This window comes from Macrococcoides caseolyticum (genome assembly GCF_002902665.1).
Taxonomy (GTDB): Bacteria; Bacillota; Bacilli; order Staphylococcales; family Staphylococcaceae; genus Macrococcoides; species Macrococcoides caseolyticum.
The window spans coordinates 1-23,039 of the sequence record NZ_PPRM01000104.1 but is presented as its reverse complement, the minus strand read 5'-3'; the positions used below and the strand labels follow the sequence as shown (position 1 = coordinate 23,039).

At 38.9% G+C, this 23,039-nt stretch carries 26 protein-coding genes, 1 pseudogene and 1 riboswitch; of the genes and pseudogenes, 16 read left to right on the top strand and 11 right to left on the bottom strand.

From position 1 onward, the window contains the following. Window positions 1–105 precede the first annotated feature (105 nt). Window positions 106–1,488 carry an o-succinylbenzoate--CoA ligase gene (gene menE, locus CD152_RS10805; RefSeq protein ID WP_165980827.1) on the top strand — a complete coding sequence of 461 codons (1,383 nt, stop codon included), beginning with the start codon at window positions 106–108 and terminating at the stop codon, window positions 1,486–1,488. Next, entirely contained in the window at window positions 1,475–2,434 is a 960-nt protein-coding gene (locus CD152_RS10800; protein WP_103214783.1) for an enolase C-terminal domain-like protein, read from the top strand. Before menE ends, CD152_RS10800 begins: the two co-directional genes overlap by 14 nt. Window positions 2,435–2,469: 35 nt before the next feature. Here the strand turns inward: CD152_RS10800 and yidD are convergent, their stop codons facing one another. Beyond that, entirely contained in the window at window positions 2,470–2,694 is a 225-nt protein-coding gene (yidD, locus tag CD152_RS10795) for a membrane protein insertion efficiency factor YidD (RefSeq protein ID WP_041636114.1), read from the bottom strand. Between the two features lie 9 nt (window positions 2,695–2,703). Next, window positions 2,704–3,462 carry a hypothetical protein gene (locus tag CD152_RS10790; RefSeq protein ID WP_101143352.1) on the bottom strand — a complete coding sequence of 253 codons (759 nt, stop codon included), beginning with the start codon at window positions 3,460–3,462 and terminating at the stop codon, window positions 2,704–2,706. A 37-nt stretch (window positions 3,463–3,499) separates the two neighbouring features. On the opposite strand from CD152_RS10790, the gene ytkD reads away from it, so the two are divergent. Further along, the gene (gene ytkD, locus CD152_RS10785) at window positions 3,500–3,979 is read left to right on the top strand and encodes an RNA deprotection pyrophosphohydrolase (protein WP_101143351.1); all 480 of its coding nucleotides are present in this window, start codon (window positions 3,500–3,502) and stop codon (window positions 3,977–3,979) included. Continuing rightward, on the top strand, window positions 3,957–4,715 hold the full coding sequence (locus tag CD152_RS10780) for an alpha/beta hydrolase family protein (protein WP_165980826.1): 759 nt from the start codon (window positions 3,957–3,959) through the stop codon (window positions 4,713–4,715). Before ytkD ends, CD152_RS10780 begins: the two co-directional genes overlap by 23 nt. 48 nt (window positions 4,716–4,763) lie before the next feature. Here CD152_RS10780 and pckA read toward each other — a convergent pair whose 3' ends face one another. Continuing rightward, window positions 4,764–6,347, bottom strand: a complete 1,584-nt coding sequence (pckA, locus tag CD152_RS10775; RefSeq protein ID WP_103214781.1) for a phosphoenolpyruvate carboxykinase (ATP) — start codon at window positions 6,345–6,347, stop codon at window positions 4,764–4,766. A 187-nt stretch (window positions 6,348–6,534) separates the two neighbouring features. Further along, window positions 6,535–6,645, top strand: a riboswitch (SAM riboswitch). An 88-nt stretch (window positions 6,646–6,733) separates the two neighbouring features. Here pckA and metK point away from each other — a divergent pair. Next, window positions 6,734–7,924 carry a methionine adenosyltransferase gene (gene metK / locus CD152_RS10770; protein ID WP_101140921.1) on the top strand — a complete coding sequence of 397 codons (1,191 nt, stop codon included), beginning with the start codon at window positions 6,734–6,736 and terminating at the stop codon, window positions 7,922–7,924. Window positions 7,925–7,965: 41 nt separating this feature from the next. Here metK and CD152_RS12000 read toward each other — a convergent pair whose 3' ends face one another. Further along, a complete protein-coding gene (locus CD152_RS12000; RefSeq protein WP_157819830.1) occupies window positions 7,966–8,136 on the bottom strand; it encodes a hypothetical protein in 171 nt (56 codons plus the stop codon). A gap of 217 nt (window positions 8,137–8,353) precedes the next feature. On the opposite strand from CD152_RS12000, the gene CD152_RS10765 reads away from it, so the two are divergent. Further along, complete coding sequence (locus tag CD152_RS10765; protein ID WP_169926206.1) at window positions 8,354–9,268, top strand: nuclease-related domain-containing protein; 915 nt, start codon at window positions 8,354–8,356, stop codon at window positions 9,266–9,268. A gap of 138 nt (window positions 9,269–9,406) precedes the next feature. Here CD152_RS10765 and CD152_RS10760 read toward each other — a convergent pair whose 3' ends face one another. Genes CD152_RS10760 through CD152_RS10750 form a run of 3 tightly spaced genes read right to left on the bottom strand, consistent with a single transcriptional unit; the run spans window position 9,407 to window position 10,406 of the window. After that, window positions 9,407–9,739, bottom strand: coding sequence for a fluoride efflux transporter FluC (locus CD152_RS10760; RefSeq protein WP_103214779.1), 333 nt, complete (start codon window positions 9,737–9,739; stop codon window positions 9,407–9,409). After that, the gene (locus tag CD152_RS10755) at window positions 9,736–10,071 is read right to left on the bottom strand and encodes a fluoride efflux transporter FluC (protein ID WP_101140918.1); all 336 of its coding nucleotides are present in this window, start codon (window positions 10,069–10,071) and stop codon (window positions 9,736–9,738) included. Before CD152_RS10755 ends, CD152_RS10760 begins: the two co-directional genes overlap by 4 nt. A gap of 38 nt (window positions 10,072–10,109) precedes the next feature. Continuing rightward, the gene (locus CD152_RS10750; RefSeq protein ID WP_101140917.1) at window positions 10,110–10,406 is read right to left on the bottom strand and encodes a hypothetical protein; all 297 of its coding nucleotides are present in this window, start codon (window positions 10,404–10,406) and stop codon (window positions 10,110–10,112) included. A gap of 134 nt (window positions 10,407–10,540) precedes the next feature. Between CD152_RS10750 and CD152_RS10745 the strand changes: the two genes are divergently transcribed. From CD152_RS10745 to CD152_RS10735, 3 genes are all read left to right on the top strand, one after another. Then, window positions 10,541–11,251, top strand: a complete 711-nt coding sequence (locus tag CD152_RS10745) for a transaldolase (protein WP_101140916.1) — start codon at window positions 10,541–10,543, stop codon at window positions 11,249–11,251. A gap of 104 nt (window positions 11,252–11,355) precedes the next feature. Then, window positions 11,356–11,550 (top strand): hypothetical protein, encoded by a 195-nt coding sequence (locus tag CD152_RS10740; RefSeq protein WP_101140915.1) that lies wholly within the window; start codon window positions 11,356–11,358, stop codon window positions 11,548–11,550. Window positions 11,551–11,644: 94 nt separating this feature from the next. Further along, window positions 11,645–15,175 (top strand): S8 family serine peptidase, encoded by a 3,531-nt coding sequence (locus CD152_RS10735; protein ID WP_103214778.1) that lies wholly within the window; start codon window positions 11,645–11,647, stop codon window positions 15,173–15,175. 287 nt (window positions 15,176–15,462) lie between these two features. Here CD152_RS10735 and arsC read toward each other — a convergent pair whose 3' ends face one another. The 3 genes from arsC to CD152_RS10715 are packed head-to-tail and all read right to left on the bottom strand — an operon-like array spanning window position 15,463 to window position 17,479. Continuing rightward, a complete protein-coding gene (gene arsC / locus CD152_RS10725) occupies window positions 15,463–15,855 on the bottom strand; it encodes an arsenate reductase (thioredoxin) (protein WP_103214777.1) in 393 nt (130 codons plus the stop codon). 17 nt (window positions 15,856–15,872) lie between these two features. Continuing rightward, window positions 15,873–17,162, bottom strand: a complete 1,290-nt coding sequence (gene arsB, locus CD152_RS10720; protein WP_103214776.1) for an arsenite efflux transporter membrane subunit ArsB — start codon at window positions 17,160–17,162, stop codon at window positions 15,873–15,875. After that, the gene (locus CD152_RS10715; protein ID WP_099483765.1) at window positions 17,162–17,479 is read right to left on the bottom strand and encodes an ArsR/SmtB family transcription factor; all 318 of its coding nucleotides are present in this window, start codon (window positions 17,477–17,479) and stop codon (window positions 17,162–17,164) included. The genes arsB and CD152_RS10715 overlap by 1 nt, the downstream gene beginning before the upstream one ends. A gap of 331 nt (window positions 17,480–17,810) precedes the next feature. On the opposite strand from CD152_RS10715, the gene CD152_RS10710 reads away from it, so the two are divergent. The 6 genes from CD152_RS10710 to CD152_RS10685 all read left to right on the top strand — a co-directional run bounded on the left by CD152_RS10710 (window position 17,811) and on the right by CD152_RS10685 (window position 21,609). Continuing rightward, window positions 17,811–18,413, top strand: a complete 603-nt coding sequence (locus tag CD152_RS10710) for a nitrous oxide reductase accessory protein NosL (protein WP_103214775.1) — start codon at window positions 17,811–17,813, stop codon at window positions 18,411–18,413. Further along, a complete protein-coding gene (locus CD152_RS10705; RefSeq protein ID WP_101141737.1) occupies window positions 18,376–19,467 on the top strand; it encodes a right-handed parallel beta-helix repeat-containing protein in 1,092 nt (363 codons plus the stop codon). Before CD152_RS10710 ends, CD152_RS10705 begins: the two co-directional genes overlap by 38 nt. Then, window positions 19,464–19,913, top strand: coding sequence for a nitrous oxide reductase accessory protein NosL (locus CD152_RS10700; protein WP_157821024.1), 450 nt, complete (start codon window positions 19,464–19,466; stop codon window positions 19,911–19,913). The genes CD152_RS10705 and CD152_RS10700 overlap by 4 nt, the downstream gene beginning before the upstream one ends. Continuing rightward, entirely contained in the window at window positions 19,910–20,683 is a 774-nt protein-coding gene (locus CD152_RS10695) for an ABC transporter permease (protein WP_101141741.1), read from the top strand. The genes CD152_RS10700 and CD152_RS10695 overlap by 4 nt, the downstream gene beginning before the upstream one ends. Next, a complete protein-coding gene (locus CD152_RS10690; RefSeq protein WP_103214774.1) occupies window positions 20,680–21,318 on the top strand; it encodes an ABC transporter ATP-binding protein in 639 nt (212 codons plus the stop codon). Before CD152_RS10695 ends, CD152_RS10690 begins: the two co-directional genes overlap by 4 nt. Before the next feature lie 102 nt (window positions 21,319–21,420). After that, the gene (locus CD152_RS10685) at window positions 21,421–21,609 is read left to right on the top strand and encodes a hypothetical protein (protein ID WP_101141745.1); all 189 of its coding nucleotides are present in this window, start codon (window positions 21,421–21,423) and stop codon (window positions 21,607–21,609) included. 19 nt (window positions 21,610–21,628) lie between these two features. On the opposite strand, the gene CD152_RS10680 is transcribed toward CD152_RS10685, so the two are convergent. Next, window positions 21,629–22,414: a putative hydro-lyase gene (locus CD152_RS10680; protein ID WP_101141747.1), complete on the bottom strand. Its 786-nt coding sequence runs from the start codon at window positions 22,412–22,414 to the stop codon at window positions 21,629–21,631. A 92-nt stretch (window positions 22,415–22,506) separates the two neighbouring features. On the opposite strand from CD152_RS10680, the pseudogene CD152_RS10675 reads away from it, so the two are divergent. After that, window positions 22,507–23,039 (top strand): annotated as a pseudogene (locus tag CD152_RS10675) (hypothetical protein); the annotation flags it as partial.

The following is a 23,039-nucleotide window of genomic DNA, read 5'->3' as shown; positions in this document are numbered from 1 at the left end:
TTGTTTTCTGCGTTATCCGGGTTTTGCCGCACGGGGCAACATTTGTTCTATCGTTTATTGGATTGCAAGTTTATATTTTAATCTTTATACAAAAGGATGATGGTCATGGAGTGGCTAAAGGATAGTGCATTGAACGCGCCAGATAAGACAGCGATTATTTATAACGACGATACAATTACGTATGCTACTTTATATAGACATGCACTGAAAGTTGCACATGCGCTACATCGTTATAATCGTATTGCATTAATGGCGGAGAATACTTTGGATAATATCTACATGATTCATGGCGCGATGCTTGCCGGGACTGAAATTGTGATGATCAACAAACATCTGACTACAGCTGAAGTCGTGCGTCAGATGGATTCAGTGCATGTTGATACGTTGTTTACGACTAAAGAAATGACGATAGACGCTGTTAATACGAATGCTTTTGTAAACGATGCGCTACGTGCATCTACGACTTACACATCAGTTGAGAATAATAAAGATGACATATTATCAATCATGTTCACATCCGGTACGACAGGGGTGCAAAAAGCAGTACCTCAAACTTACGGTAACCACGAGGCAAGTGCCGCACTTTGTAAAGAGACGTTTACGTATACGAGTCAGTCCGTATGGCTCGATACACTGCCATTGTTTCATATTAGTGGACTCAGCATATTGCTGCGCGCGGTAATGGATCATTGTACGGTCGTGCTGCACGATGGGTTTAACGCATCACGCATTATAAATGATCTGAATACATATAAGGTAACACATCTATCACTCGTCCCTCAGACGCTCGAACGATTATTACGTCACGGACTTGAGCCATACAATCTACAAGGAATTCTTATAGGGGGCGCGAAACTGGACGAACGTATATTAACACAATCGCTTAAGCGTAACATTCCAATCTATACGTCGTTTGGAATGACAGAAACGTGCTCTCAAATGATCACAGCAACACCTGATGACATCGCACAAGCCCGTAATAGTGTCGGTCGTATTAATGATAACTTTAAACTGTTTGACTGTGTAGATGGCATCGGCGAAATTGGCGTGCGTGGTGAGCATGTGATGCACGGTTATTTATATCCTGAACAAGCAAACGTTCACGCCTTTCGTGACGGATTCTTTATGACAGGTGATATTGGTTATATACAGGACGACTACTTATATATATTAGACCGCAGAAAAGATTTGATTATATCAGGTGGGGAGAATATATATCCGAGTGAGATAGAGCAAGTCATATTAAACAATACAGAAGTTCATGCAATAGCTGTTATACCAAAAAGTGATGCACAGTGGGGACAAGTACCGGTATGTGTATATGAAGCGGATGAAGATCTGGAAGAGGCGATTACCAATGTTCTATATGACCGTCTTGCGAAATATAAACACCCGAAACAATTTGTCAGAACAGATTCACTCATACGCACATCAAACGGTAAAGTATCACGTCATAAAGTGAAGGAATGGTTTGATGAAATGTACTGAACTTAATCTATATACATATGACGCACCGTTTAAAGTACCGATTAAGACAAATCTCGTACAAATGCGTAAACGAAAAGTACTTGTAGTAGGTGTTGTGATTGACGATGTGGAATACTTTGCTGAAGTGAACAGCTTTGAGACACCATGGTATCATTACGAGACGATTGCAACGTCGATTGAAAACTGTAAAGTAATCTTTAATAACTTAAAGCATATTAATATACCATCAATCGAAGCATTGCAGCCTTATTTAAAAGCGGATGCCCCGAACGCAAGCAGTGCATTTGATGTCATAGCCTATCAATATTTCAATACATTAAAGAATGTTACCGTACCAATCGGTGAGACATTGCATCAAGGTATTCATTCATTCAGTCATGACGCAAAGCGTATTAAATTAAAGATGCATCATCACATTGCCGAACAGGTGCAAACAATACGTGAGTCGAGCAATATACCGCTCGTAATCGATGCGAACGGACTGTTACGGGAAGATCACTTCGAATTACTTAATACATTATCACAATACGACATATCATATATCGAACAGCCGTTTAAGCACATTAAACTGTACGATGCATTACTGAAACGTCACCCGCATATTCCGCTGGCCATCGACGAAAGTGCGACGGATGATGCTGCGATTCAATCATTTAGAGATATCGGTGTGACGACAGCAGTCGTGAAATATAGTCGTATCGGTGGTATTACGAGAGTCCAGTCATTACCAAAGCAAATGACTTACGTATCAGGCGGTATGTATGAATTTGGTCTCAGCAAATATATGACCGCAATGCTCGGAGAACAGTTTGGCACAGTGCCTGACGTTACTAAGCGAGGTACTTATTTTGAGTATGATTTTACAACCTATCATGAAACAGTATCAGACGGCTGTTTAACAATGACACCGCCCATAGTACAGAAAGAACAATTGACACAACTATAAAAACGCTCACTACAATGATTAGTGAGCGTTTTACTCTAACATTCTTTCTTCGGCGGTACTGGATCAAATCCTCCTGGGTGGAAGGGATGGCATTTCAATATACGTTTTACGGTTAAGTAGCCGCCTTTCATTGCCCCATGTGTTTCTATCGCTTCTAATCCGTATTGAGAACATGTCGGATGGAAGCGACATGCTGGGGGTGTCATCGGCGATATAAATTTACGATAAAATTTAATCAGAGATAATAATAGTTGTTTCATAACATTCCTCTATTCTTCACTATACATTTGTACATTCGTTTCGTTAAGCTTCGAATAATCTGTCGTCTGCTCCATTAAGATCTGAACTGGCTTGTTACCATGCTTGCCACTTACTTTCAATTTGAAGCTCATCGTCTCTGGTTCATACTGCGCATTATACGTTATGTCATAGCTGCCGTTTTCAACCCTCAAGTCTGTAATATCATTAAATACTTCAATCTGATTCATACTTGATTGATGAAATCCATATTGATAAAGGGCTAACAGTGCTCTAGACTTTCCTTGATAGGTTAATCCGTTCTCCTGCTGCTTTACATTATCAATCGTTGGTTTTACGACATCCTGGAGTAGGTGCGTAATATTCACGATTTGTGACTGCACACCTGAGAAGTAATCATTATCTGCCTTACGTGCTCGATAATTCAAATACTTCGCTTTCGGATATGTTGTAACGTCCCCGTTATCTAAGTTAAAGATAACAGATTTAACATCATATTTCGCATGGTTTGATTTGGCATCGATCTTCAGCGCACTTTCATTGATGGAATCGTATTCAGAGTCTGTCGTCTGTGTAAACTTTGTTGTGAACTTATCATACATCGCAATCGTTTCATTCTCAGAATGAAGTGTTAGGCTTTCTGTTTTCTTGATACGCTGCTGAATCTTTGATAACAGTTCATCGTTCGTCAGCTTCTTTTCTTGTTCTTTCGTTGAACAACTTGCGAGAATTAATGCTAAAATAAATATAACTATAGAAAATTTCTTCATCAAATAACCTCTTAATAATAATAGATTGGAGACTGCTATGGAATTTCATGACCATGCTGGAAATAAAGTCATACTGACTTTAGATGATCAGCCAGATAGCAATAATAAACATGTACTTATCATAACAAATTATAACGGGAAATACTTACTCACGCATAATAAATTTCGTGGTGTAGAGTTTCCAGGTGGCAAAGTTGAACAGAAGGAGACGTCACTTGAAGCGGCAAAACGAGAACTGTATGAAGAAACAGGCGGGGTAATCGACACGATACGTTACATCGGGACATATACCGTTTATGCAGAGCCATCCTTTAAAAAAGATGTTTACTATGCACGCATCAGTACAATAGAAGAACAAGACGATTATATGGAAACGAACGGGCCTGTAATCGTGACTAAACTTGATGAAGTGGCAGAAAGCGACAGAAGCTTTATATTGAAAGATGATTGCATTAATTATATCGTAGGAATATTACAGAAAGATGGGGAATATAATGTTCAACAGAACGAGGATTAACGCACAGCTCGGTGGCATTCCATTTGAGATGTTTGACTATCAATCAGATGACTATGTCGTTAAAGCAATGATCTATGAACCGAAACATGTGAAACGCATCATTCTCTACTTAAGAGGCGGTAAAGGTGCTGTCGGAACCGTCAGACCAGCGAGACTGATGCAGTTTGCGTATAAGGATACACTTGTTGCAGCACCTTATTATCGCGGTACACATCAGAATGGACAAGATGAGTTCGCAGGTGCAGATAGAGAAGATGTCTATGCACTCGTAAAGCTGTTAAGAGCACAGCATGACGTACCGATACACTTCGTCGGATTCTCAAGGGGCGGAATACAAGGGTTAGTAACATATCAGGAAGCAGGCGTGACATCCTTTATCACATGGGGTGGGGTGTCAAGTATCTACTATATGTATGATGAACGACAAGATCTTCGCAGTATGCTGAAACGTATCGTAGGACCCATCAGTAACAAAGCAGCGTATGACCGACGAGAAGGGATTAATCTCGTAACGAAAGACAGCCCGCCAATCATGATCGTTCATGGGACAGAAGACAAACTTGTCAGCATAGAGCATGCTTATATGCTGATTGATAAATTAAAACAGCTCGGAATTAAGCATGAAGTATTATTTATTGAAGGGGAGCAGCATGTGATGCGACCAGATAATGAGCGCTATGTATTGCAGGAAATTGAAAAGTGGATGGAAGAAGTGGAGAAGGAAATAAACTTATAAATTAATAGATTAAAAAACGCCACTTTAAAAAAGTGACGTTTTTTTATGCTAACCTCTAAAATTAAATCCGCCTTTTTCTTCGATTTCAGCTGACTTCTCACCAAACTTCTTAAAGTTCTCCTGGAAGCGTAATGCTAAATCTTTTGCTTTCTCATCATATGCATCTTGGGATACCCATGCATGACGAGGATACAGAATCTCAGCCGGTACACCTGGTACATGCTTCGGAATATTAAGTCCGAAGATTTCATCCTGATGATATTCAACTGTCTTTAGTTCGCCGCTAATCGCACGTCGAATCATAGAACGTGTATGTGTTAAGTTCATACGGCTACCAACACCATACTCTCCGCCAGTCCATCCTGTATTCACAAGATAAACTGCTGCACCATGTTTATCGATTAGATCCCCTAACATGTTCGCATACACTGTTGCATGTAATGGTAAGAACGGTGAACCGAAACATGTAGAGAATACTGGTTGCGGGCTTGTTACACCGCGTTCTGTTCCTGCTAATTTAGATGTAAATCCACTTAAGAAGTGATACATCGCTTGTTCTTTCGTTAATTTAGAGATTGGAGGTAACACGCCGAACGCATCAGCAGTTAAGAAGATAATCGTCTTCGCATGTCCTGCAATTGATGGTAGAACGATATTATCGATTGGATAAGCTGCACGAGTGTTCTCAGTTAAAGATTTATCCGTATAGTCCGGGACACCTTCTTCATCGACCTTAACATTCTCGAGGATGGCACCGTAACGAATTGCATCGTAGATCTGAGGTTCCTTCTCGCGTGATAAGTCAATAGTCTTCGCATAGCAGCCGCCTTCGATATTGAATACACCGTTGTCGTTCCAACCATGCTCATCATCACCGATTAATTTACGTTGTGGATCTGCAGATAATGTCGTTTTACCTGTTCCAGATAACCCGAAGAATAACGCAACGTCCTTATTCTCTCCAACGTTTGCTGAACAGTGCATACTCATAATACCCTGTGTCGGTAATAAGTAGTTCATCACACCGAAGATACCCTTTTTCATTTCGCCAGCATATTCTGTGCCACCAATTAATATGATCTTATGACGGAAACTTGTGATGATGAATGTTTCAGATTTCGTGCCATCAACTGATGGATCAGCCTTAAAGTGTGGTGCAGAGATAATTGTGAAGTCAGGAGTAATGTTTAATCCTTCTTCTGTTGTTTCAGGACGGATAAACATTGTACGTGCAAACAAGTTATGCCAAGCAAGTTCGTTCACCACGCGCAGTTGTAGTTGTGATGATTTATCAGCACCTGCATAGCCTTGAAATTCGTAGACTTTTTCTTTCTTGTTTAAGTAGTCTGTCACTTTATCCAGTAGGTTTAAGAATACTTCTTCTTCGATAGGCTGGTTGATTGTGCCCCAGTCGATTTTATCTTCAGTTTCAGCTTCACGCACGATGAACTTATCTTTCGGTGAGCGTCCAGTATATTTACCCGTTTCGCTACGTACCGCACCGGATTCTGTTAACACACCTTCACCGTTGAATAGAATTTCCGTAATCAATTGTGTTCTTGATAATTGACGTTTTAAATTCCCAGTGTTTAATTTGTTCAGTTGCTCAATTACTTGAGTATTTTCCCCCATGGTCAGCCTCCAAAAAGTTATTGTTCTGCTTTTGTAAGCAGTTTCATGGAATAGTATAACATATCGATTTGATGGTTTCATATAATAAATGTATTTAATCTATATAATAAATAATTCAGAAAATTATATCTATAAGTCGTATTGTTGACAGTGAACAGGAAGTTTAGTATTATCTAACTTGCGGATTCTCTTATCCAGAGTGGTGGAGGGACATGGACCCTTTGAAGCCCAGCAACCCTTAACATACTGTTAAGTAAGGTGCCAAACCGTTTGCAGATTAATTTCTGAACGATAAGAGTAGAATGGTCGTTTATTGTGCCTTCTCTCTTAATAGGAGAGAAGGCTATTTTTTAGTCCCGTAATTAAATTCAAGGAGTGTAATATATATGACAGATCGTAAATTATTTACATCGGAATCAGTAACAGAAGGACATCCGGATAAGATTGCTGACCAGATTAGTGATGCTATCTTAGATGAAATCCTAAAAGGGGATCCTAAAGCACGTGTTGCTTGTGAAACATCTGTAACAACAGGTATGGCGTTAATCGCAGGTGAAATTACAACATCGACATATGTTGATATTCCTAAAGTCGTGCGTGAAACAGTTAAAGAAATTGGTTATACGCGTGCAAAGTTTGGTTATGACTTCCAGACGATGGCAGTGCTGACTGCAATCGATGAGCAGTCACCAGATATCGCCCAAGGTGTAGACAAAGCGTTAGAAGACCGAGATACATTAACAGATTCAGATATCGAGTCAATCGGTGCAGGTGACCAAGGTTTAATGTTCGGATTTGCTTGTAACGAAACAGAGAGCTTAATGCCATTACCTATTTCATTATCACATGAACTTGCACGTCGTTTAACAGAAGTGCGCAAAGATGGTACGTTAGATTATCTACGTCCAGATGGTAAGACACAAGTTACTGTTGAGTATGATGAAGCGGGGAAACCGAAACGCATCGATACGATTGTTATCTCATCTCAACACCATGAGAAGATTGAACTTGAACAAATTCAGACAGATATTAAAGAACATGTAATCAAGCCGGTTGTTCCAGCGGATTTAATTGACGATGAAACAAAATACTTCATCAATCCAACGGGTCGTTTCGTAATCGGTGGTCCTCAAGGGGATGCGGGTCTTACAGGTCGTAAGATTATTGTAGATACATACGGTGGATATGCACGTCACGGCGGCGGTGCATTCAGTGGTAAGGATGCTACTAAAGTAGACCGTAGTGGTGCATATGCAGCACGTTACGTTGCGAAGAATATCGTAGCAGCAGGTCTTGCGGATAAATGTGAAGTACAGTTAGCTTACGCTATCGGTGTAGCACAGCCTGTATCTATCTCTGTTGAAACTTATGGTACTTCAGATTACACGGAGCAGCAGCTTGTTGAAGCGGTACGTAAAACATTTGATTTACGTCCAGCAGGAATTATCCAGATGTTAGACTTACGTCGTCCAATCTACAAACAGACAGCAGCGTATGGTCACTTCGGTCGTACTGATGTTGACTTACCGTGGGAAGCGACAGATCGCGTCGATACATTAAAAGCCAGCTTATCATAATAAATAAAGCTGTAAACCAATGTGGTTTACAGCTTTTGTTATTATTCAGCTGACTCCTCGGTTGTTTCCTCTTCAGTAGATTCTTCAGTGCTTTCCTCTTTTGACGCATCTTCAGTTTTAGTATCATCTGTCTTCTCTTCATTACCACAAGCTCCTAGTAGTAAAGTTGACGCGAATGATCCTGCCAGTAACATTTGCTTGTACTTTGCCATTATCAAAACCTCCAATGTATTTTGTCCGAATATAGGTATGGACAATGCAAATATTCCATTTAGATATTAAGGTATTGTTAATCTATTATAAAATAGTGTGAAATTTCTATTAAGATGTGAATTGCAGTTTTATTTTTTAATTAATTTATCTAAAACAATGAAGTTGGACATGTTTTTCTTTATAATGAAACTATTAAACATTAGAAAGGTGAGAGCTATGTCTTTATCAAATTTACAACCCATGCATTATATAGCATTAGGATTAGCAGCAGCACTGCTGTTATTCATCGTACTCTTTATATATGCACTATCGAGCAAGAGGAAAGCAATACGTGCAAAGGAAGAAGCATTGAACAAAGAACGTTCAGAAATGAAAAGTAACTACGAGGAATCTAGTGAAAAATCAAGATTAACGTTTAAGAAGGAACTTGCTGAACAGAAAGATACATACGAAGCACAGTTATCGACACAAAATGCGCAGATTGATTCACTGAAATTATTTTCTAGAGACAAGGGAGAATATTTAACGGATTTAACATTGATTAATCTCAAAGATAATCTTGTCGCACAAGAACGCATCCGTCCAGAAGATATGCACGTATTAGCGAATATCTATATTCCGGGGAAACGTGTGAAAAGCACAGATAGGTTAGATCATGTTATTTTAACACGTACAGGAATTTACGTGATTGATTCTAACTACTGGACAGGACATCTGTATCACGGTATTAGTGAGATGCAGTTTGATGGAGAACCGATATTCGAAACAGTCTTCAACATATTAGAACTGGATCCGAAATCTGAACAGACAATCTGTCTCGATAAAGCAGAAGACGGTTCCGCACAGTTCAAGTCATATAAACATTCGATAGAAGAGCTGAAGCTAAAGGCAGAACGATTAGAGAAAGTATTCGAACTACCATATCCGGTTACACCGATTGCTTACTACAATGCAGAAGGAGTAGGAAGAGAACATATAACGAACTACTCTCGAGATAATAGTGTGAAGGTAATTGTCGGTGAGAAAGAATTAGAACATTTCTTCGAGAAGTTTGTCTTCCATGGCAGATTCCAGTATAAAGTTGAAGAATTAGAAGAAGTACGTGCGGCAATTGAACATTTGAATCCGTAGGGTGCATTCAGATGCGCAAGTACCACGTCCTACTTGCGTAAAGAAATTTATAAAAAATGAAAAGAAAGTACCAGATTATCGATTAATCTGGTACTTTCTTTACGCTTCCATCTTATTTACTATTGTATTCCTAATAAATTATAAGGTTATAATATGTATTAGCGAATAGCCGATGGTAAACAACAGTGGTCCGAATATATAGCTTGAAAGGGCATAGGTAAGACACTTTCGTCTCTGCGATTGCCATAGTGTAACGAGTTCGAGGTTCAACGTTGAAAAAGTTGTGAAGCTGCCAAGAATGCCGATACATATCATCAAGCTCCAGCCATCGCTTAATGCTGCACATAGTCCGAGCAGCAATGACCCAAACATATTAGCAGCAAGCGTCCCTATCGGATATGCATCGTTATATTTGCTGAGTAATAATCTTAAATAAGCCCCGATTGGAGCACCAAGCATTACAAGGATCATCGCGCACCCGCCTTTACACCGAGAAGGCAGAGCAGAAATCCACCAATGATGGTAAGCACTAGATAAAGCATAAGCATCCTATACGCGCCTGTTGACAATAATACATACGTCTCTTTACTCATCGTGGAAAATGTTGTGAAGCTGCCAAGAAACCCAGTCGTAATTGCTTTATAATGATGGGGCTCTAAGCGTGTTTTTAACGCAGTGGAACTATAACCCATTAAGAAAGCACCGATAACATTGACGATCAGTGTAGCCCATATATTTTCGAATATTAAGCTGAGCCCATATCTGCTCGCGGCACCGAGCATGCTCATCACGATAAATAGCATATTTCAACCTCCTATAATAAAAGGACAGGACCTCAGTCCTATCCTAGAATGCCGAATAATATCAAAATACTTAATAATTGTAATAAAATAACGGTCAGTATGACAAATGGCCATACTTTTGCAACTTTACGAATGCCTGAAGAGAGTTCACTTTTTAACCCTTTATCAATCATTATGATACTGATGATCAGCATAATGCAGTTGGAGATACCTGTGAATAAGACGATAGACTTTAAAGAACCAAATAGCATGGACATCAAAGGATTGTAGCCATTACATATAATGCTTAAAAGGACGAAGAATATGGACAGATAGACGTATTTATTTCCTTTCATAATAAACCTCCATATTTTAATTATTATATTTTATCATATTTATATTGTTCCGTATTGTTTTTTTATAAGTTGTCAATGTAGCGTACACGAAAGAAATTGTTATAATAAAGATATCAATTAAGAGGAGGTCAATTATGACTAAGTTAAATGTTCAAGTGTTCGCAGATGGCGCCGACATCAATCAGATGAAAGAGGCGTATCAGAACAAGACAGTGGATGGGTTTACGACAAACCCGTCATTAATGGCTAAAGCAGGTGTAGAAGATTATAATTCATTTGCAAAGGCTGCAGTAGAAGCGATTCCTGATGCATCGATTTCATTTGAAGTTTTCGGTGATGATATGGAGATGATGGAGAAAGAAGCAGCCATCATCCAGTCATTTGGTGAGAATGTATTTGTTAAGATTCCCGTAGTGAACACAAAGGGAGAGTCAATGATTCCGCTCATCAAACGCTTATCTGAACAAGATATTAAATTGAATGTTACTGCTGTATATACGATTGAACAAGTAGAAGCCATTGTAGAAGCGATTAAACCTGGTGTTGAGTCTTACGTATCAGTATTTGCTGGACGTATTGCCGATACAGGTGTAGATCCGATGCCTTTAATGAAACAATCTGTTGAAGTTTGTCACAGTAAAGAAGGCGTGAAACTACTATGGGCGAGCTGTCGTGAGTTATACAATGTTATTCAGGCAGATGAAATCGGCTGTGATATTATTACATGTCCAGCAGATGTCGTAAACAAGATCCCGAACATCGGGCGTGACATTAATGAACTGTCAGTAGATACTGTAAAAGGCTTCGAAAAAGACATTAAAGCAAGCGGATTGAGTATTTTATAATTAATCTGTGACGAGTAGGTGCACCACAATGCGGCCACTCATACAAAATAACACTAGTCTGAGACCAGAATGTCTCAGACTTTTTTTACAAGTGAGGTGATTTTATGAAATATTTAGTGCAGCTGCATCCTGATGCAAGTGCCACTTTTTTTGAAGATGCTCATATAGACGTCATTCGTCATTACGAAATGATGCAGCAATACTTAGTAGAAATGAATGATGAGGAATTTAACCTGCTTGTCCAGCATCCTTATGTTCTACATATTGAATGTGATCATAATGACAACACAATTTTATAAAATAAAAAAATAGTTATTGCTTTCTTTCGAAAATCGATATAATATAATAAACATACAAAATTTTCAGACTATTATATGATTTGGAGGAATTTCATTGACGAAGAAGTTTAAATTAAGTGCGGCATTATTATCAATCGGACTTGTTACAACATTAGTGTCACCTGTTCAAGGTGCAGAATTTGACACCAAGAAACCTCGAACACCAAAGTTAAATAGTACAAGCATTGCTCAGAATGAAGCGATTGATAGTCAGCTGAAAGTATTGAGCCAACAAGGGGCAATTGATAAGGACTTAAAGGGGGTTTCCGGACAAGTCAACGTTATCGTACATTATGACGAACCTTCTGTGGGACTAGAACGTGGGTTAAAACAGACGAAGAGCAAGAAATGGTCAAAGCTCTCAGATGAAAAGGTTAAAGAAAAGATTGCAAAACAGCAGCAGAAGGCAAACAGCAAGATGCAGAATAAAGGCATCAAATATAAGAAGAATCGTTCATATCAAACGGTAATTAATGCTGAGGCAATGACGGTTGATGCTAAAGATGTTGAAAAGATTGCTCAAATTGAAGATGTCGCACTCGTCGAAAAAGATGATGTCATCCAAATCGATCCTTCTGAAATGCAGGCTTCAAAACAACAAGATGTGGCTAAAGATACGATGGGTGATGAGCTGAACTTAAAGCTGGTTCCGAGTATCACACATTTGAAGGTAGATAAAGTATGGGAGCTAGGTAATAAAGGTAAAGGTGTTAAAGTCGGAGTAATTGATACAGGAATCGACTATAACCATCCAGATTTAAAGGATGTCTATAAGGGTGGCCGTAACTATGTTGGTGGTGGCGACTACAATACGAAGCGTAATGCAGATGACCCTTATGAAACGAAACCGGAAGAACGTCCAGGCCACCTGCCGGAAGTTAATGAAAGCGGCAGCGAATATTATACAACCCATGGAACACACGTTGCAGGGACGATTGCTGCACAAGGTAAGAATGAATTCGGAATGTATGGTATCGCACCGAATGTCGATTTATATGCATATCGTGTGCTTGGAGCGTACGGTCGTGGAAGTACGTCATGGATTGTTGGTGGCATTGAAGATGCGGTGAAGGATGATATGGATGTCATCAACTTATCGCTAGGTAATTCAAGTCCAGAAGAAAATCAAGCGAACTCGATGGCAGTGAACAATGCGATGCTCCTTGGTGTAACGGCGAACGTTGCAACAGGAAACTCCGGACCAGAGCGTTCAACAATTGGTGGACCAGCAACGAGCCCGTTAGGCATCGGCGTAGGTAATACAACACTACCTGAAGAACGTATAGATGTTGATTTAAAGCTAGGTGAAGAAACAAAGAATTACAAGTTGATGGCATATGAGTTTGGAAGTAATCCAGAAACAACGTTAAAGGATCAATATGAACTTGTAAATATACCAGGACTTGGAAAGAAAGAAGATTTTGCGCAAGTGAATGTGAAGGATAAAGTGGCACTTGTAGAACGCGGGGAAATTGCATTTGTAGAGAAGATTAAAAATGCAAAAGACGCAGGTGCAAAGGCGGTTATTGTTTACAATTCAGAGACAGGTTCAAATAGCCCAGGACCGGTAGATATCTTCGTAGGTGCTTCATTCGATTATATCCCGACGGTGGATATGGACCGTACGCAAGGTTTAGCACTGAAAGCGAAACTTGAAAAAGAGAAGGTGATGATTGATTTCACTAAATTCAACGTTACGACGACACCAGGAGATGACATGAATGACTCATCTTCTCGTGGACCGTCATTGCCAAACTTTGATATTAAGCCTGACGTGAGTGCACCTGGAACAAATATTTTGTCGACAATTCCTTCGTTTGCAGTAGGCGATAACTATAGTAAGGCATACGCACAATACACAGGAACATCGATGGCTACACCACATATCTCTGGGGTGAGTGCCCTATTGAAAGAATTACACCCAGAGTGGACACCATTTGATATTAAGAGTGCACTGAGCAATACAGCGAAACACCTTGATAAATCTAAATATGACGTCTTCAGTCAAGGTGCGGGTCTAGTTCAGCCACTTGAAGCTGCAACTGCAACATCACTTTTCAAAGTGGCGCATGAAACAGAAGTAAATGGCGTGAAACAAACACATACACGTGGAACGATTGCATTTGGTAACCAAGTTCCGACAAGTAAAGCACAAGTAATTACGAAGACTATTGATGTGCAGAAATTATCATCTGATGATAACTATGCAATTGAAGTTGAAACAACACGACCTTCAAAATCTGGTGCGACAGTCACTACAGATGTGAAATCAATCCAGTCAGGTAAGGTTGCTGTGAACTTAAATATACCATCAGGAACACCAGTTCAAGGTGACGAAATTCAAGGATATATTCACTTTAAAGGCAATCGTTCCTATGCTCTGCCATTTGCAGCGAACTTATCTGAAGTGAAGAAGAAAGGCTTTGAAAAATTTGCCCTGACAAACTACCATATGTCGCCAAACGGTGATGGTAATAATGACACTTCTTCAGTACAGATGAAAGTATATAATAAACAAAACTTAACGCTGTTAAAATATTATGATTTACTGAATGAGAAGAGTGGACCAGCGGGTGACGGTTACGTAGGAAGTATTGATCTATTCCCTGGTTTAGACGGAGAGAAGGAAGTTGTACTGGACGGTAAGCTGTACAATATTGAAGGCTCAAATCGCGTTGAAGGGAAGCTTGCAGACGGTGTATATGCAGTAGATGCCATTACAAGGAGTGATAATGGAAATGCCACAGCAGATGACTATCCATTATTTATTAAGACGAAACCAGCAGAGATAAAATCATTAGCTTTAAATAATGGAAAGCTATCATTTAAACTTGATGACCTGTACATCAATGCTAAAGAAAAACTTGCAAGTTATGATATCAACTACAATGTCTCTAAATTTCTAAAAGCTAGCTATAAACTAAGCAATAGCAAAACAGGTGAAGTCGTAATATCTGACAGTGGTGAGGGTACGATCGATATCAACGATAAAGGTGAATATCATCTCACATTAAACGTTGAGGATGCTGCAGGAAATAAAGCTAGCTTTAAGTATACGGTGAACACGAATACGAACGAAGTCTCAGAAGGACATAAAGAAATCAAAGATAACACTGGTACACCAGTTGATAAAGCTAAGACGTTAACAGACAGCGAAGTCAATCAATTTGTTAACGGAAAGCAGAAAGTATTAACAGTGGAAGGCGACAAAGCTGTAACATTTACTAAAGCACAACTTGCTAAACTTTCACAGATGAAGAAGAATAAAAGTATCGTATTAAATACATCGCTGCACGCTGTCACTTTGAAAGTTGCAAACATGAAAGAACTGAGCAAATATGGAGATGTAACGATACAGATTAAAAAAGTAGACAGCACATATCATAATGCAGTTCGAGTTCTGGTTAAAGCTGGAGATTCAGAAGTGAAATCATTAGTACAGCCTTATGCGTTATATATTAAAGGAAACAGAGGACTGAATGTATATAATGCAGACGCTAACCAACGCGTCGCAAGTAAGTACGATAAGAAGCTTGGGCAATATGGTATCCAGACTACACAATTTAATACATTTGGATTGAAGTAGTAGTAATATGAGCTCTCCCGAATTTATGTCGGGAGGGTTTTTTATTTTGTTTTAGAGGGAAGAGAATTGATGTATGAAATTAGCCTGGCCAAATTCGCTTTCTCTTTGCGCCTCTATATTCGCCTTAACGCGTTAATGGCTGCTTGTCCTCGGTGTTATTGCAGTGTTTGCTACTATCGGCGCTGGATTCTTCTCAATCCAGGCACTGATTGATCTATGGAATAGCTGAATATTTAGGATTATATAGCTAAAAAATGACTGTGCTTATAACAAGCACAGTCATTTTGCTATCTTAATTTAAATTGTTCGATTGCGTGACCAATCTCATCTCTGACACGCTGGAATTCTGACCATGCTTTACCAGCAGGGTCATCAAATCCCCAGTATTCTTTCTTTACATTGGGTGGCAGAATTGGACAATTATTATCCGCATCACTGCATAAAGTAACGACGAGGTCTGAGTTGTTCAGAATATCCTGATCGATCAAGTCTGATGTATGATGAGAGATATCAATTCCTACCTCTTTCATTGCTTCAATGGCTTTAGGATTCACACCATGTGTTTCAATTCCTGCTGAATAAACGTTCCATGTATCTCCTAGAATGTGCTTTCCCCATCCTTCAGCCATCTGACTGCGACAGGAGTTTCCTGTACAAATAAAATAAATGGTCTTCTTCATGAAAATCCCTCATTTCTTTAAAATAAAATTAATGTTAAATAAAGTCCAAATAATGTAACAAATAAAACTGGAATCGTGATGATAATCCCTGTTTTAAAATATGTTCCCCATGAAATCTTCACGCCTTTTTGTGAGAGTACATGTAACCATAGCAGTGTTGCAAGTGAGCCAATCGGTGTGATCTTAGGACCTAGATCCGAACCGATAACGTTCGCATAGATCATACCTTCCTTTAATAATCCAGTTGCATCGGACTGACCAATTGCAATGGCATCAATTAACACAGTTGGCATATTGTTCATCACAGATGATAAGAAGGCAGCGATAAAGCCCATAGCCATGATGCTGCTGAACAAGCCATATGTAGAAATCGTAGAAAGCACATCTGCTAGCACTGTCGTGATACCAACATTCTTAAGCCCGAAGACGACGAGATACATCCCGATAGAGAAAAATACGATGTTCCATGGTGCACCTTTAATAACTTGTCTCGTGTCAACAGCAGGGGACTTGCTTGCTAATACAATAAAGATAATTGTAATGACTCCTGCAATCAGTGAAACAGGGATATTGATAAACTCACTGCTTAAGTAACCGATGAAGAGAGTGAATAGCACAATCCATGACATCTTGAAGAGTTTCATATCTTTGATTGCACTTTCAGGTGTCCCAATATTATCCGTATTAAATGTACGGGGTATCGATTGCCTGAAATATAACCATAGAACAACGATGCTTGCAAGAAGCGAGAAGATATTCGGAATAATCATACGGCTGACATATTCAACAAATCCGATGTTAAAGTAATCCGCAGAGACGATATTCACGAGATTGCTGACGATTAAAGGCAGAGACGTCGTATCTGCGATAAAACCACTTGCAATAATAAACGGGAAGATCACCTTCTGATTGAACCCGAGACGTCTCACCATGGCGAGAACAATCGGTGTTAATATCAGTGCCGCACCATCATTGGCAAAAAACGCTGCAACAATAGCGCCAAGCAGCATAATATAGACGAACATCTTGAAACCATTACCGTGTGAAGCGCGGACCATATGGATGGCTGCCCATTCAAAGAAACCAATCTCATCTAATATAAGCGAGATGATGATCACTGCGATAAACGTAAGCGTGGCATTCCATACAATATCTGTAACCTCAAGTACATCAGAGAAACTGACGACACCTGTAAGAATTGCAACGATTGCACCGACAACTGCTGTAATACCGATGTCTAGACCTTTCGGCTGCCAGATAATAAAGACTAACGTAATAAGAAATATGGCAATTGCGACTGCTGTCATCACTGGCACGCACCTCTTTTCATCGTGTTACAAATACATGCTTCCTGCGATGCGTTCAGTGAAGATAAGTGATCGTTAATCTCTTTCAGCTTATCGTGATTCAGCTGATACATGCGTTTGTTACCATCTTTAAATGTCGTTACGAAACCTTGATCTACGAGTGTTTTCATATGATGGCTGAGTGTGGGTTGTGAAAACTGGAAGTGTTCCAGTAGATCGCAAGCGCAACGTTCACCACAAGAAAGTATATCCAATATTTCAAGACGACTCGCGTCAGACAATACTTTCAGTGTTGATGCTAATGCTTTATAAGTCATAATAAACCTCCTTGATTTGATACATACATAGATTAACATCTATATAGATAAGTGTCTATATAAATCTGAAAAATTGTTCGTATGACTAAGGGTTAGCTGTGAATGACGGTAATTTCGAAGTATAAAACAATTTCAACCAATATTCCATTAATTCCTAGTATTGTTCTAGGTTTTACAAATGTCTATAGACAAATCATGAATTTACACGAGATGATTTTAATTTTTAAAATTTTGACTTACTTTCATCATGATTTATTCACATTTATATACAAATAAGGCATCTTACTTCCTATAAAATTATCATTGTAATTATTTATTAGGGGGAATACAGATGAAAAAGGCAACAGTGCTACTTGCAACATCATTACTACTTGCTGCGTGTGGTAACGCAGAAACGAAACAATCGGAACAGACGAAAGACAAGACGGCGACTAAGACTGAGCAGGTTAAAGCGGACCAGCAGACGACAAAAGTGGACGGCTATACTTTAAAAGAGCCGAAAGAAGATACAAAATGCGCTGCTTGTGATATGAAAGTGTATCAAAAGTCTGATGCTATGGGTAAATATTCAGCACAAGCGATAGGAGAAGATGGTAAGAACTATTTCTTCGATGACCTGTTCTGTCTCTTGAACTATGAGCGTAAGTCGGGCAAGAAGATGAAAGCGAAGTTTGTGCGTGACCACAAGACATCAGAATGGATCAATGTCAGCGATGCGAAGTTTGTTAAAGGTGAGATTAAGACACCGATGAATGTGGGTATCGCAAGCTTTAAAGAAGAGAAGGATGCACAGGCATTCGCACATGAGCATCATACTGAAGTAGAGCAGCTTGCTGCTGTTGATCAGAAAGCGATGATGCGCTTTATGGAGAAGCATAAAAAGATGAAAGATATGAATGAAAATCACGAAAGTCACGACAGTCACAGTGAATAGAACAACGAAGGGACAGATAATCTTTATTTGTCTCTTTCTTGCGATTATTATGTGTCATATCGATGCACATGCGAACGTGCATAGCGAGAAGATTGTGACAGAACCAATTCATATTACTAAGGATCATACGACGATTGAAAATATAACGATACGTTATTCTGGTTATGCACCACCGATCACCATTTCGAATAGCCGCGACGTTACACTAAAAAATATTAAGATAATCGGTAATGGAAAAGCAAATGGGATTCATATTGAGAATTCATCACAAATAAAACTAGATAATATCGATATCTCTCATACAAAGGACGGCGTCTACCTTGAACATGTTGAACGCGTTAATATGCGCAATTTGTCTTCTAGAAATAATCGATATGGCATCCATTTCATGTATGTAGAAAATGGTGAACTAGAGCGCAGTGTCGTACGCAATAACGTTACAGGTATTATGCTGATGGTATCTGACAGCATTAAGATTACACATAATAAGATTGCGGATCAGCAAGTATTGAACGCAACTGGGATGACGCTCTATAAGAGTACGGATATACACGTAAAGAACAATCAGTTCATTCAGAACAGTACAGCACTGAGCATACAAGAGATGACAAAGAGTCAGATTACTAAAAATGATTTCGAACGTAATCTCAATAGTATCGAAATTTATCAGTCGGATATCCCGATACAGGACAATCGTTTCAGCAATAATATCTCGATTGCGAATATCGATGAACAGCAGCATCAGTTCCGAGATAATATGTATGACGACCCATCCATAATGGATCTAGATGGCGATGGAACAGGAGATACACCGAAGCGGTTCAGCAACTTGTTAGGTGAGGCAATGGTGAAGGATACAACATTAAATTTCTTTCAGAATGGCCCGCTTCACATTCTGCTGCAATGGATAGAAGATAAGAGTATTACGTTAGAATCTGGTTATCAGGACACGCGTCCACAAATGCTATCTCGCAATATACAACTTCACATTTGGCTCCCCATTCTATTATGCAGCGGAGCAATCATTCTATTAACATTAAGGAGGATACGATGAGATATATCATTACATTATTGATTACAGCAATTCTGCTCGCAGGTTGTGGCAAACCTGACTTAAGTCCACGTGACATCAATCAGAAGACAGATAAATGTGTCGTATGCAATATGATGATCGATCATCCGGAGCAGGCAACGCAGATGGTCTACAACAACGAAGATCATCTGATCTTTGATGATATCGGCTGTATGATGGAACATTATAATAAAGAGAATAAAGACGATATCGGTATGATGTATGTGAAAGACTATAAGAAGGATAAATGGATAGACGCAACGAAAGCATTCTACATTTACAACAAAGACATCTGGACTCCGATGAACTATGGTGTAGCAGCATTTGAAACTGAAGCAGATAGAGATGCCTTTATGAAAAAGTATAAAAATAGCAAACAGCTGCAATTCAATGATCTGAAATCATTTAAGTGGGGCATTCACACATGATCTGGATGGAACTGAAGCAAAGTCTGCGTAATCCAGTGTTCTATATCACAGCAATCATCTATATTATTACATTTATACTCGCAAGCTTATTTCAAACAGGGACAGAGCACTCCAATCTATTTCAGATGAACTATGCGCTCAGTATTGAACTGCTGATCGTCCCATTATTCATTCTAGCTATCGGCAGTATGACCGTAGCGCATCACAATGAAACAGGATGGCTGAAGTTACTGAAGACTTATCCGATGCGTTATAGAAGCTATATATTCGGCCACTATATTACTATCGTGCTGCTCTATACAATGATGCTCGCCATCAGTATCGTGATGGGTATCATTATCGGTGTACATATGGAACTCGTCTTCATATTACTATCATTCATCATGATTCTCATATTCTCAAGTATTGCAGTATGGATTGGCATCATCTCAAGAAATCGACTCAGCGCAATTGGTATTGCACTCTGTTTCTGGACCCTGTGGCTACTTATCATCCCATTTACAATCATTGCATTGAATGATCAATTGAACCGACAGATGCTCTTTCAAGCATTAGTAGCAAATATTCATCTCAATCCAGTCGACCTTATCCGCATGCTGTACTATTACTGGACAGATCAGCTCGCACTACTTGGACCAGGATTCTACAATTACAGTAACTGGCTGAAAGGCATTGGTCACTACATCCTATATATCAACATTATGTTATTTATCGGTGTACCGCTCGTATTGAGCTATATTACGATGTTAAGGGTGAGGAGAAGTAAATGATAGACGTACAGCAATTACAATTCAAATATAATAAACAGAAGACATTCGGGCCCGTCACAATGCATCTTGACGCAGGTAAAGTGCACGTGATGATAGGAGAGAATGGTGCCGGAAAGAGTACACTCATCAAACTCATGCTCGGTGAACTGAAAGCGAAGGCAGGCTCATTGCAAGTACCAGAACAAATCAACTATATGCCTGATGACCTGCAGTTTCCACCATACTTGAAAATCAGCGAAATCATTAAGATGCTTCAAAGAATTAAAGGCAGCACATCAAATGATGCATTAGCACAAGTTGGACTAGATGATAATCGAGAACAATTTGTTAAATCCTTATCTAAAGGTATGCGTCAACGCCTCAATCTCGCACAAAGCTTAATTGGAGACGCAGCATTTATCATTATGGATGAACCGACAAATGGTTTAGATCCATTATGGATATTCAAGCTGCAGGATATAGTTCGTGAGCAAAAAGCACAAGGGAAGACGCTCTTCATAACGACACATCAGCTCGATTTCGCACAGGCTATCGCAGATGAACTGTATGTTCTGAGAGATGGGCTAATCGTCCATCAATCTGAGAATCACTTTGAGGATGTGGAATCGCTGATTAAGCTCTATCGTGGCATATGATAGGGGAGTGGAATTGGTACTACGCCAATTTCAAGATAGATATTACAAAAACACTCTTATATAATTAACTGTATAATAAGCAAAATATTAGGAGTTGAATATATGGATTGGATAATGCTCATTGCATTTCTATTATTAATGTTGTGGATTTATATAACAGTTGTGTATCTCATAAAAAAATATATTAAAAATCTACCAAATAAAAATATGATACTACAGCAAAATATAAAAATTAAAGAATTAGAAGAAAGAATTGCATATCTTGAAGCAAAGCTAAACCCACCACAATAAGTGATGGGTTTTTCTTATTTTAATACAGCAATTCACTTTCTTTAATATCGGTGATAAACATGTACCCTGGCGCATGAGTAATCATCAGTTCAGGCTTAACATTCAGACACACTGACTGAGGTGTTACGCCGCATCCCCAGAATACAGGAACCTCACCTTCGCGTATCGCTACAGCTTCCCCGAAGTCAGGGTTATTAATATCTTTAATACCAATTGTAGCAGGATTGCCGATATGAAGCGGGGCACCGTGCGCTCCTTTGAAATGTGTTGTAATCTCAGTCGCGCGAATCGCCTGAGCCATTGTCATTGGACGCATACTCACTGTTGTAGGTCCATGGAAGACACCACTTTGTTCAGTAGGAATATTCGTGATATACATCGGCACATTATGACCTTCTTCTATATGTCTCACAGGAATATCAGCATCAAGCAACGCATGCTCAAATGTAAAGCTACAGCCAATGATGAAAGCTACCATATCCTCACGATATAAATCCTTAATATCATGACGATTTTCAACATGCACGCCATCACGGTAGACATAGTATTCACCCACATCCGTACGAATATCCGCATCAGGACTGTACTTCGGAAAAGAAAATTCCCCAACCTCAGTAATATCAAGTAAAGGACAAGACTTTGGATTACGGTAACAGAATTTCAGGAAATCGTAGGCATAACGCTCAGGTAAAATCACAACATTCGCCTGGATGTACCCCTTAGCCATGCCAGACGTATGTTGGATGAGTTTGTTGTCGCGAATCATAGCGCGAATTTCAGATGGTAGAGCAGATTGTAAATTCATTGTGGCACCCCTTTGTTAATAGTTTATAATAATAGTATATAGATAATAGAATATTTGCAAAATTTATGAATTGATTAGAGGTGTTTTAAAGAATGGCGGGCTATATATTTAGTGTAGGTAAAGAAATTAATATATTAGATGCTATGAAGAAAGGTGTATTTAGTACAAACTTTAAACATATTAGAAGTTATTGGACTGCTCAACAAGAAGGAACGATAGCCGATTATATAACAATGAAAGAAAATGATAATATTTACTTTTTTCAAAATCGCAAAATATACGGAATAGGTAAGTTGAAGAAAATAAAATTAGATGTTAAGTTATTAAACTTTCCAGATGCGGACCTGCCTGAAATATATAATTATCAAGAATTAGGTAATGAAGTCATCTACAATAGCGATATGGAATTTGAAAACTATAGAGTTTTAATTTCTTTTGAAGGATCCCCTTATATTTTTTCGAAAGGTGTGGATATGGATGAAATATTAAGTTCAAATCCATCAAGTTTTAAAATTTTAAGAGCATTTTGGAAATTATCTTTTATTAAAATAGATGATAATGAGAACAGTGCTTTATTTGATATAATATTAAAAAAGAATGAAATGAATTATTTAGACAATAAGAA

Bases quoted from the DNA above. Each gene is read 5' to 3' on its own strand.
- CD152_RS10760 (WP_103214779.1), bottom strand. From the start codon at position 9,739: ATGATCCTTGTAATGCTTGGTGCTCCAATCGGGGCTTATTTAAGATTA.
- CD152_RS10715 (WP_099483765.1), bottom strand. From the start codon at position 17,479: ATGACTTATAAAGCATTAGCATCAACACTGAAAGTATTGTCTGACGCG.
- CD152_RS10755 (WP_101140918.1), bottom strand. From the start codon at position 10,071: ATGCTATTTATCGTGATGAGCATGCTCGGTGCCGCGAGCAGATATGGG.
- CD152_RS10780 (WP_165980826.1), top strand. From the start codon at position 3,957: ATGTTCAACAGAACGAGGATTAACGCACAGCTCGGTGGCATTCCATTT.
- CD152_RS10695 (WP_101141741.1), top strand. From the start codon at position 19,910: ATGATCTGGATGGAACTGAAGCAAAGTCTGCGTAATCCAGTGTTCTAT.
- CD152_RS10705 (WP_101141737.1), top strand. From the start codon at position 18,376: ATGAAAATCACGAAAGTCACGACAGTCACAGTGAATAGAACAACGAAG.
- CD152_RS10685 (WP_101141745.1), top strand. From the start codon at position 21,421: ATGGATTGGATAATGCTCATTGCATTTCTATTATTAATGTTGTGGATT.
- metK (WP_101140921.1), top strand. From the start codon at position 6,734: ATGACAGATCGTAAATTATTTACATCGGAATCAGTAACAGAAGGACAT.
- CD152_RS10740 (WP_101140915.1), top strand. From the start codon at position 11,356: ATGAAATATTTAGTGCAGCTGCATCCTGATGCAAGTGCCACTTTTTTT.
- pckA (WP_103214781.1), bottom strand. From the start codon at position 6,347: ATGGGGGAAAATACTCAAGTAATTGAGCAACTGAACAAATTAAACACT.
- yidD (WP_041636114.1), bottom strand. From the start codon at position 2,694: ATGAAACAACTATTATTATCTCTGATTAAATTTTATCGTAAATTTATA.
- CD152_RS12000 (WP_157819830.1), bottom strand. From the start codon at position 8,136: ATGGCAAAGTACAAGCAAATGTTACTGGCAGGATCATTCGCGTCAACT.
- CD152_RS10765 (WP_169926206.1), top strand. From the start codon at position 8,354: ATGTCTTTATCAAATTTACAACCCATGCATTATATAGCATTAGGATTA.
- arsB (WP_103214776.1), bottom strand. From the start codon at position 17,162: ATGACAGCAGTCGCAATTGCCATATTTCTTATTACGTTAGTCTTTATT.
- arsC (WP_103214777.1), bottom strand. From the start codon at position 15,855: ATGAAGAAGACCATTTATTTTATTTGTACAGGAAACTCCTGTCGCAGT.
- CD152_RS10690 (WP_103214774.1), top strand. From the start codon at position 20,680: ATGATAGACGTACAGCAATTACAATTCAAATATAATAAACAGAAGACA.
- CD152_RS10800 (WP_103214783.1), top strand. From the start codon at position 1,475: ATGAAATGTACTGAACTTAATCTATATACATATGACGCACCGTTTAAA.
- menE (WP_165980827.1), top strand. From the start codon at position 106: ATGGAGTGGCTAAAGGATAGTGCATTGAACGCGCCAGATAAGACAGCG.
- CD152_RS10700 (WP_157821024.1), top strand. From the start codon at position 19,464: ATGAGATATATCATTACATTATTGATTACAGCAATTCTGCTCGCAGGT.
- CD152_RS10745 (WP_101140916.1), top strand. From the start codon at position 10,541: ATGACTAAGTTAAATGTTCAAGTGTTCGCAGATGGCGCCGACATCAAT.
- CD152_RS10680 (WP_101141747.1), bottom strand. From the start codon at position 22,414: ATGAATTTACAATCTGCTCTACCATCTGAAATTCGCGCTATGATTCGC.
- CD152_RS10710 (WP_103214775.1), top strand. From the start codon at position 17,811: ATGAAAAAGGCAACAGTGCTACTTGCAACATCATTACTACTTGCTGCG.
- CD152_RS10790 (WP_101143352.1), bottom strand. From the start codon at position 3,462: ATGAAGAAATTTTCTATAGTTATATTTATTTTAGCATTAATTCTCGCA.
- CD152_RS10750 (WP_101140917.1), bottom strand. From the start codon at position 10,406: ATGAAAGGAAATAAATACGTCTATCTGTCCATATTCTTCGTCCTTTTA.
- ytkD (WP_101143351.1), top strand. From the start codon at position 3,500: ATGGAATTTCATGACCATGCTGGAAATAAAGTCATACTGACTTTAGAT.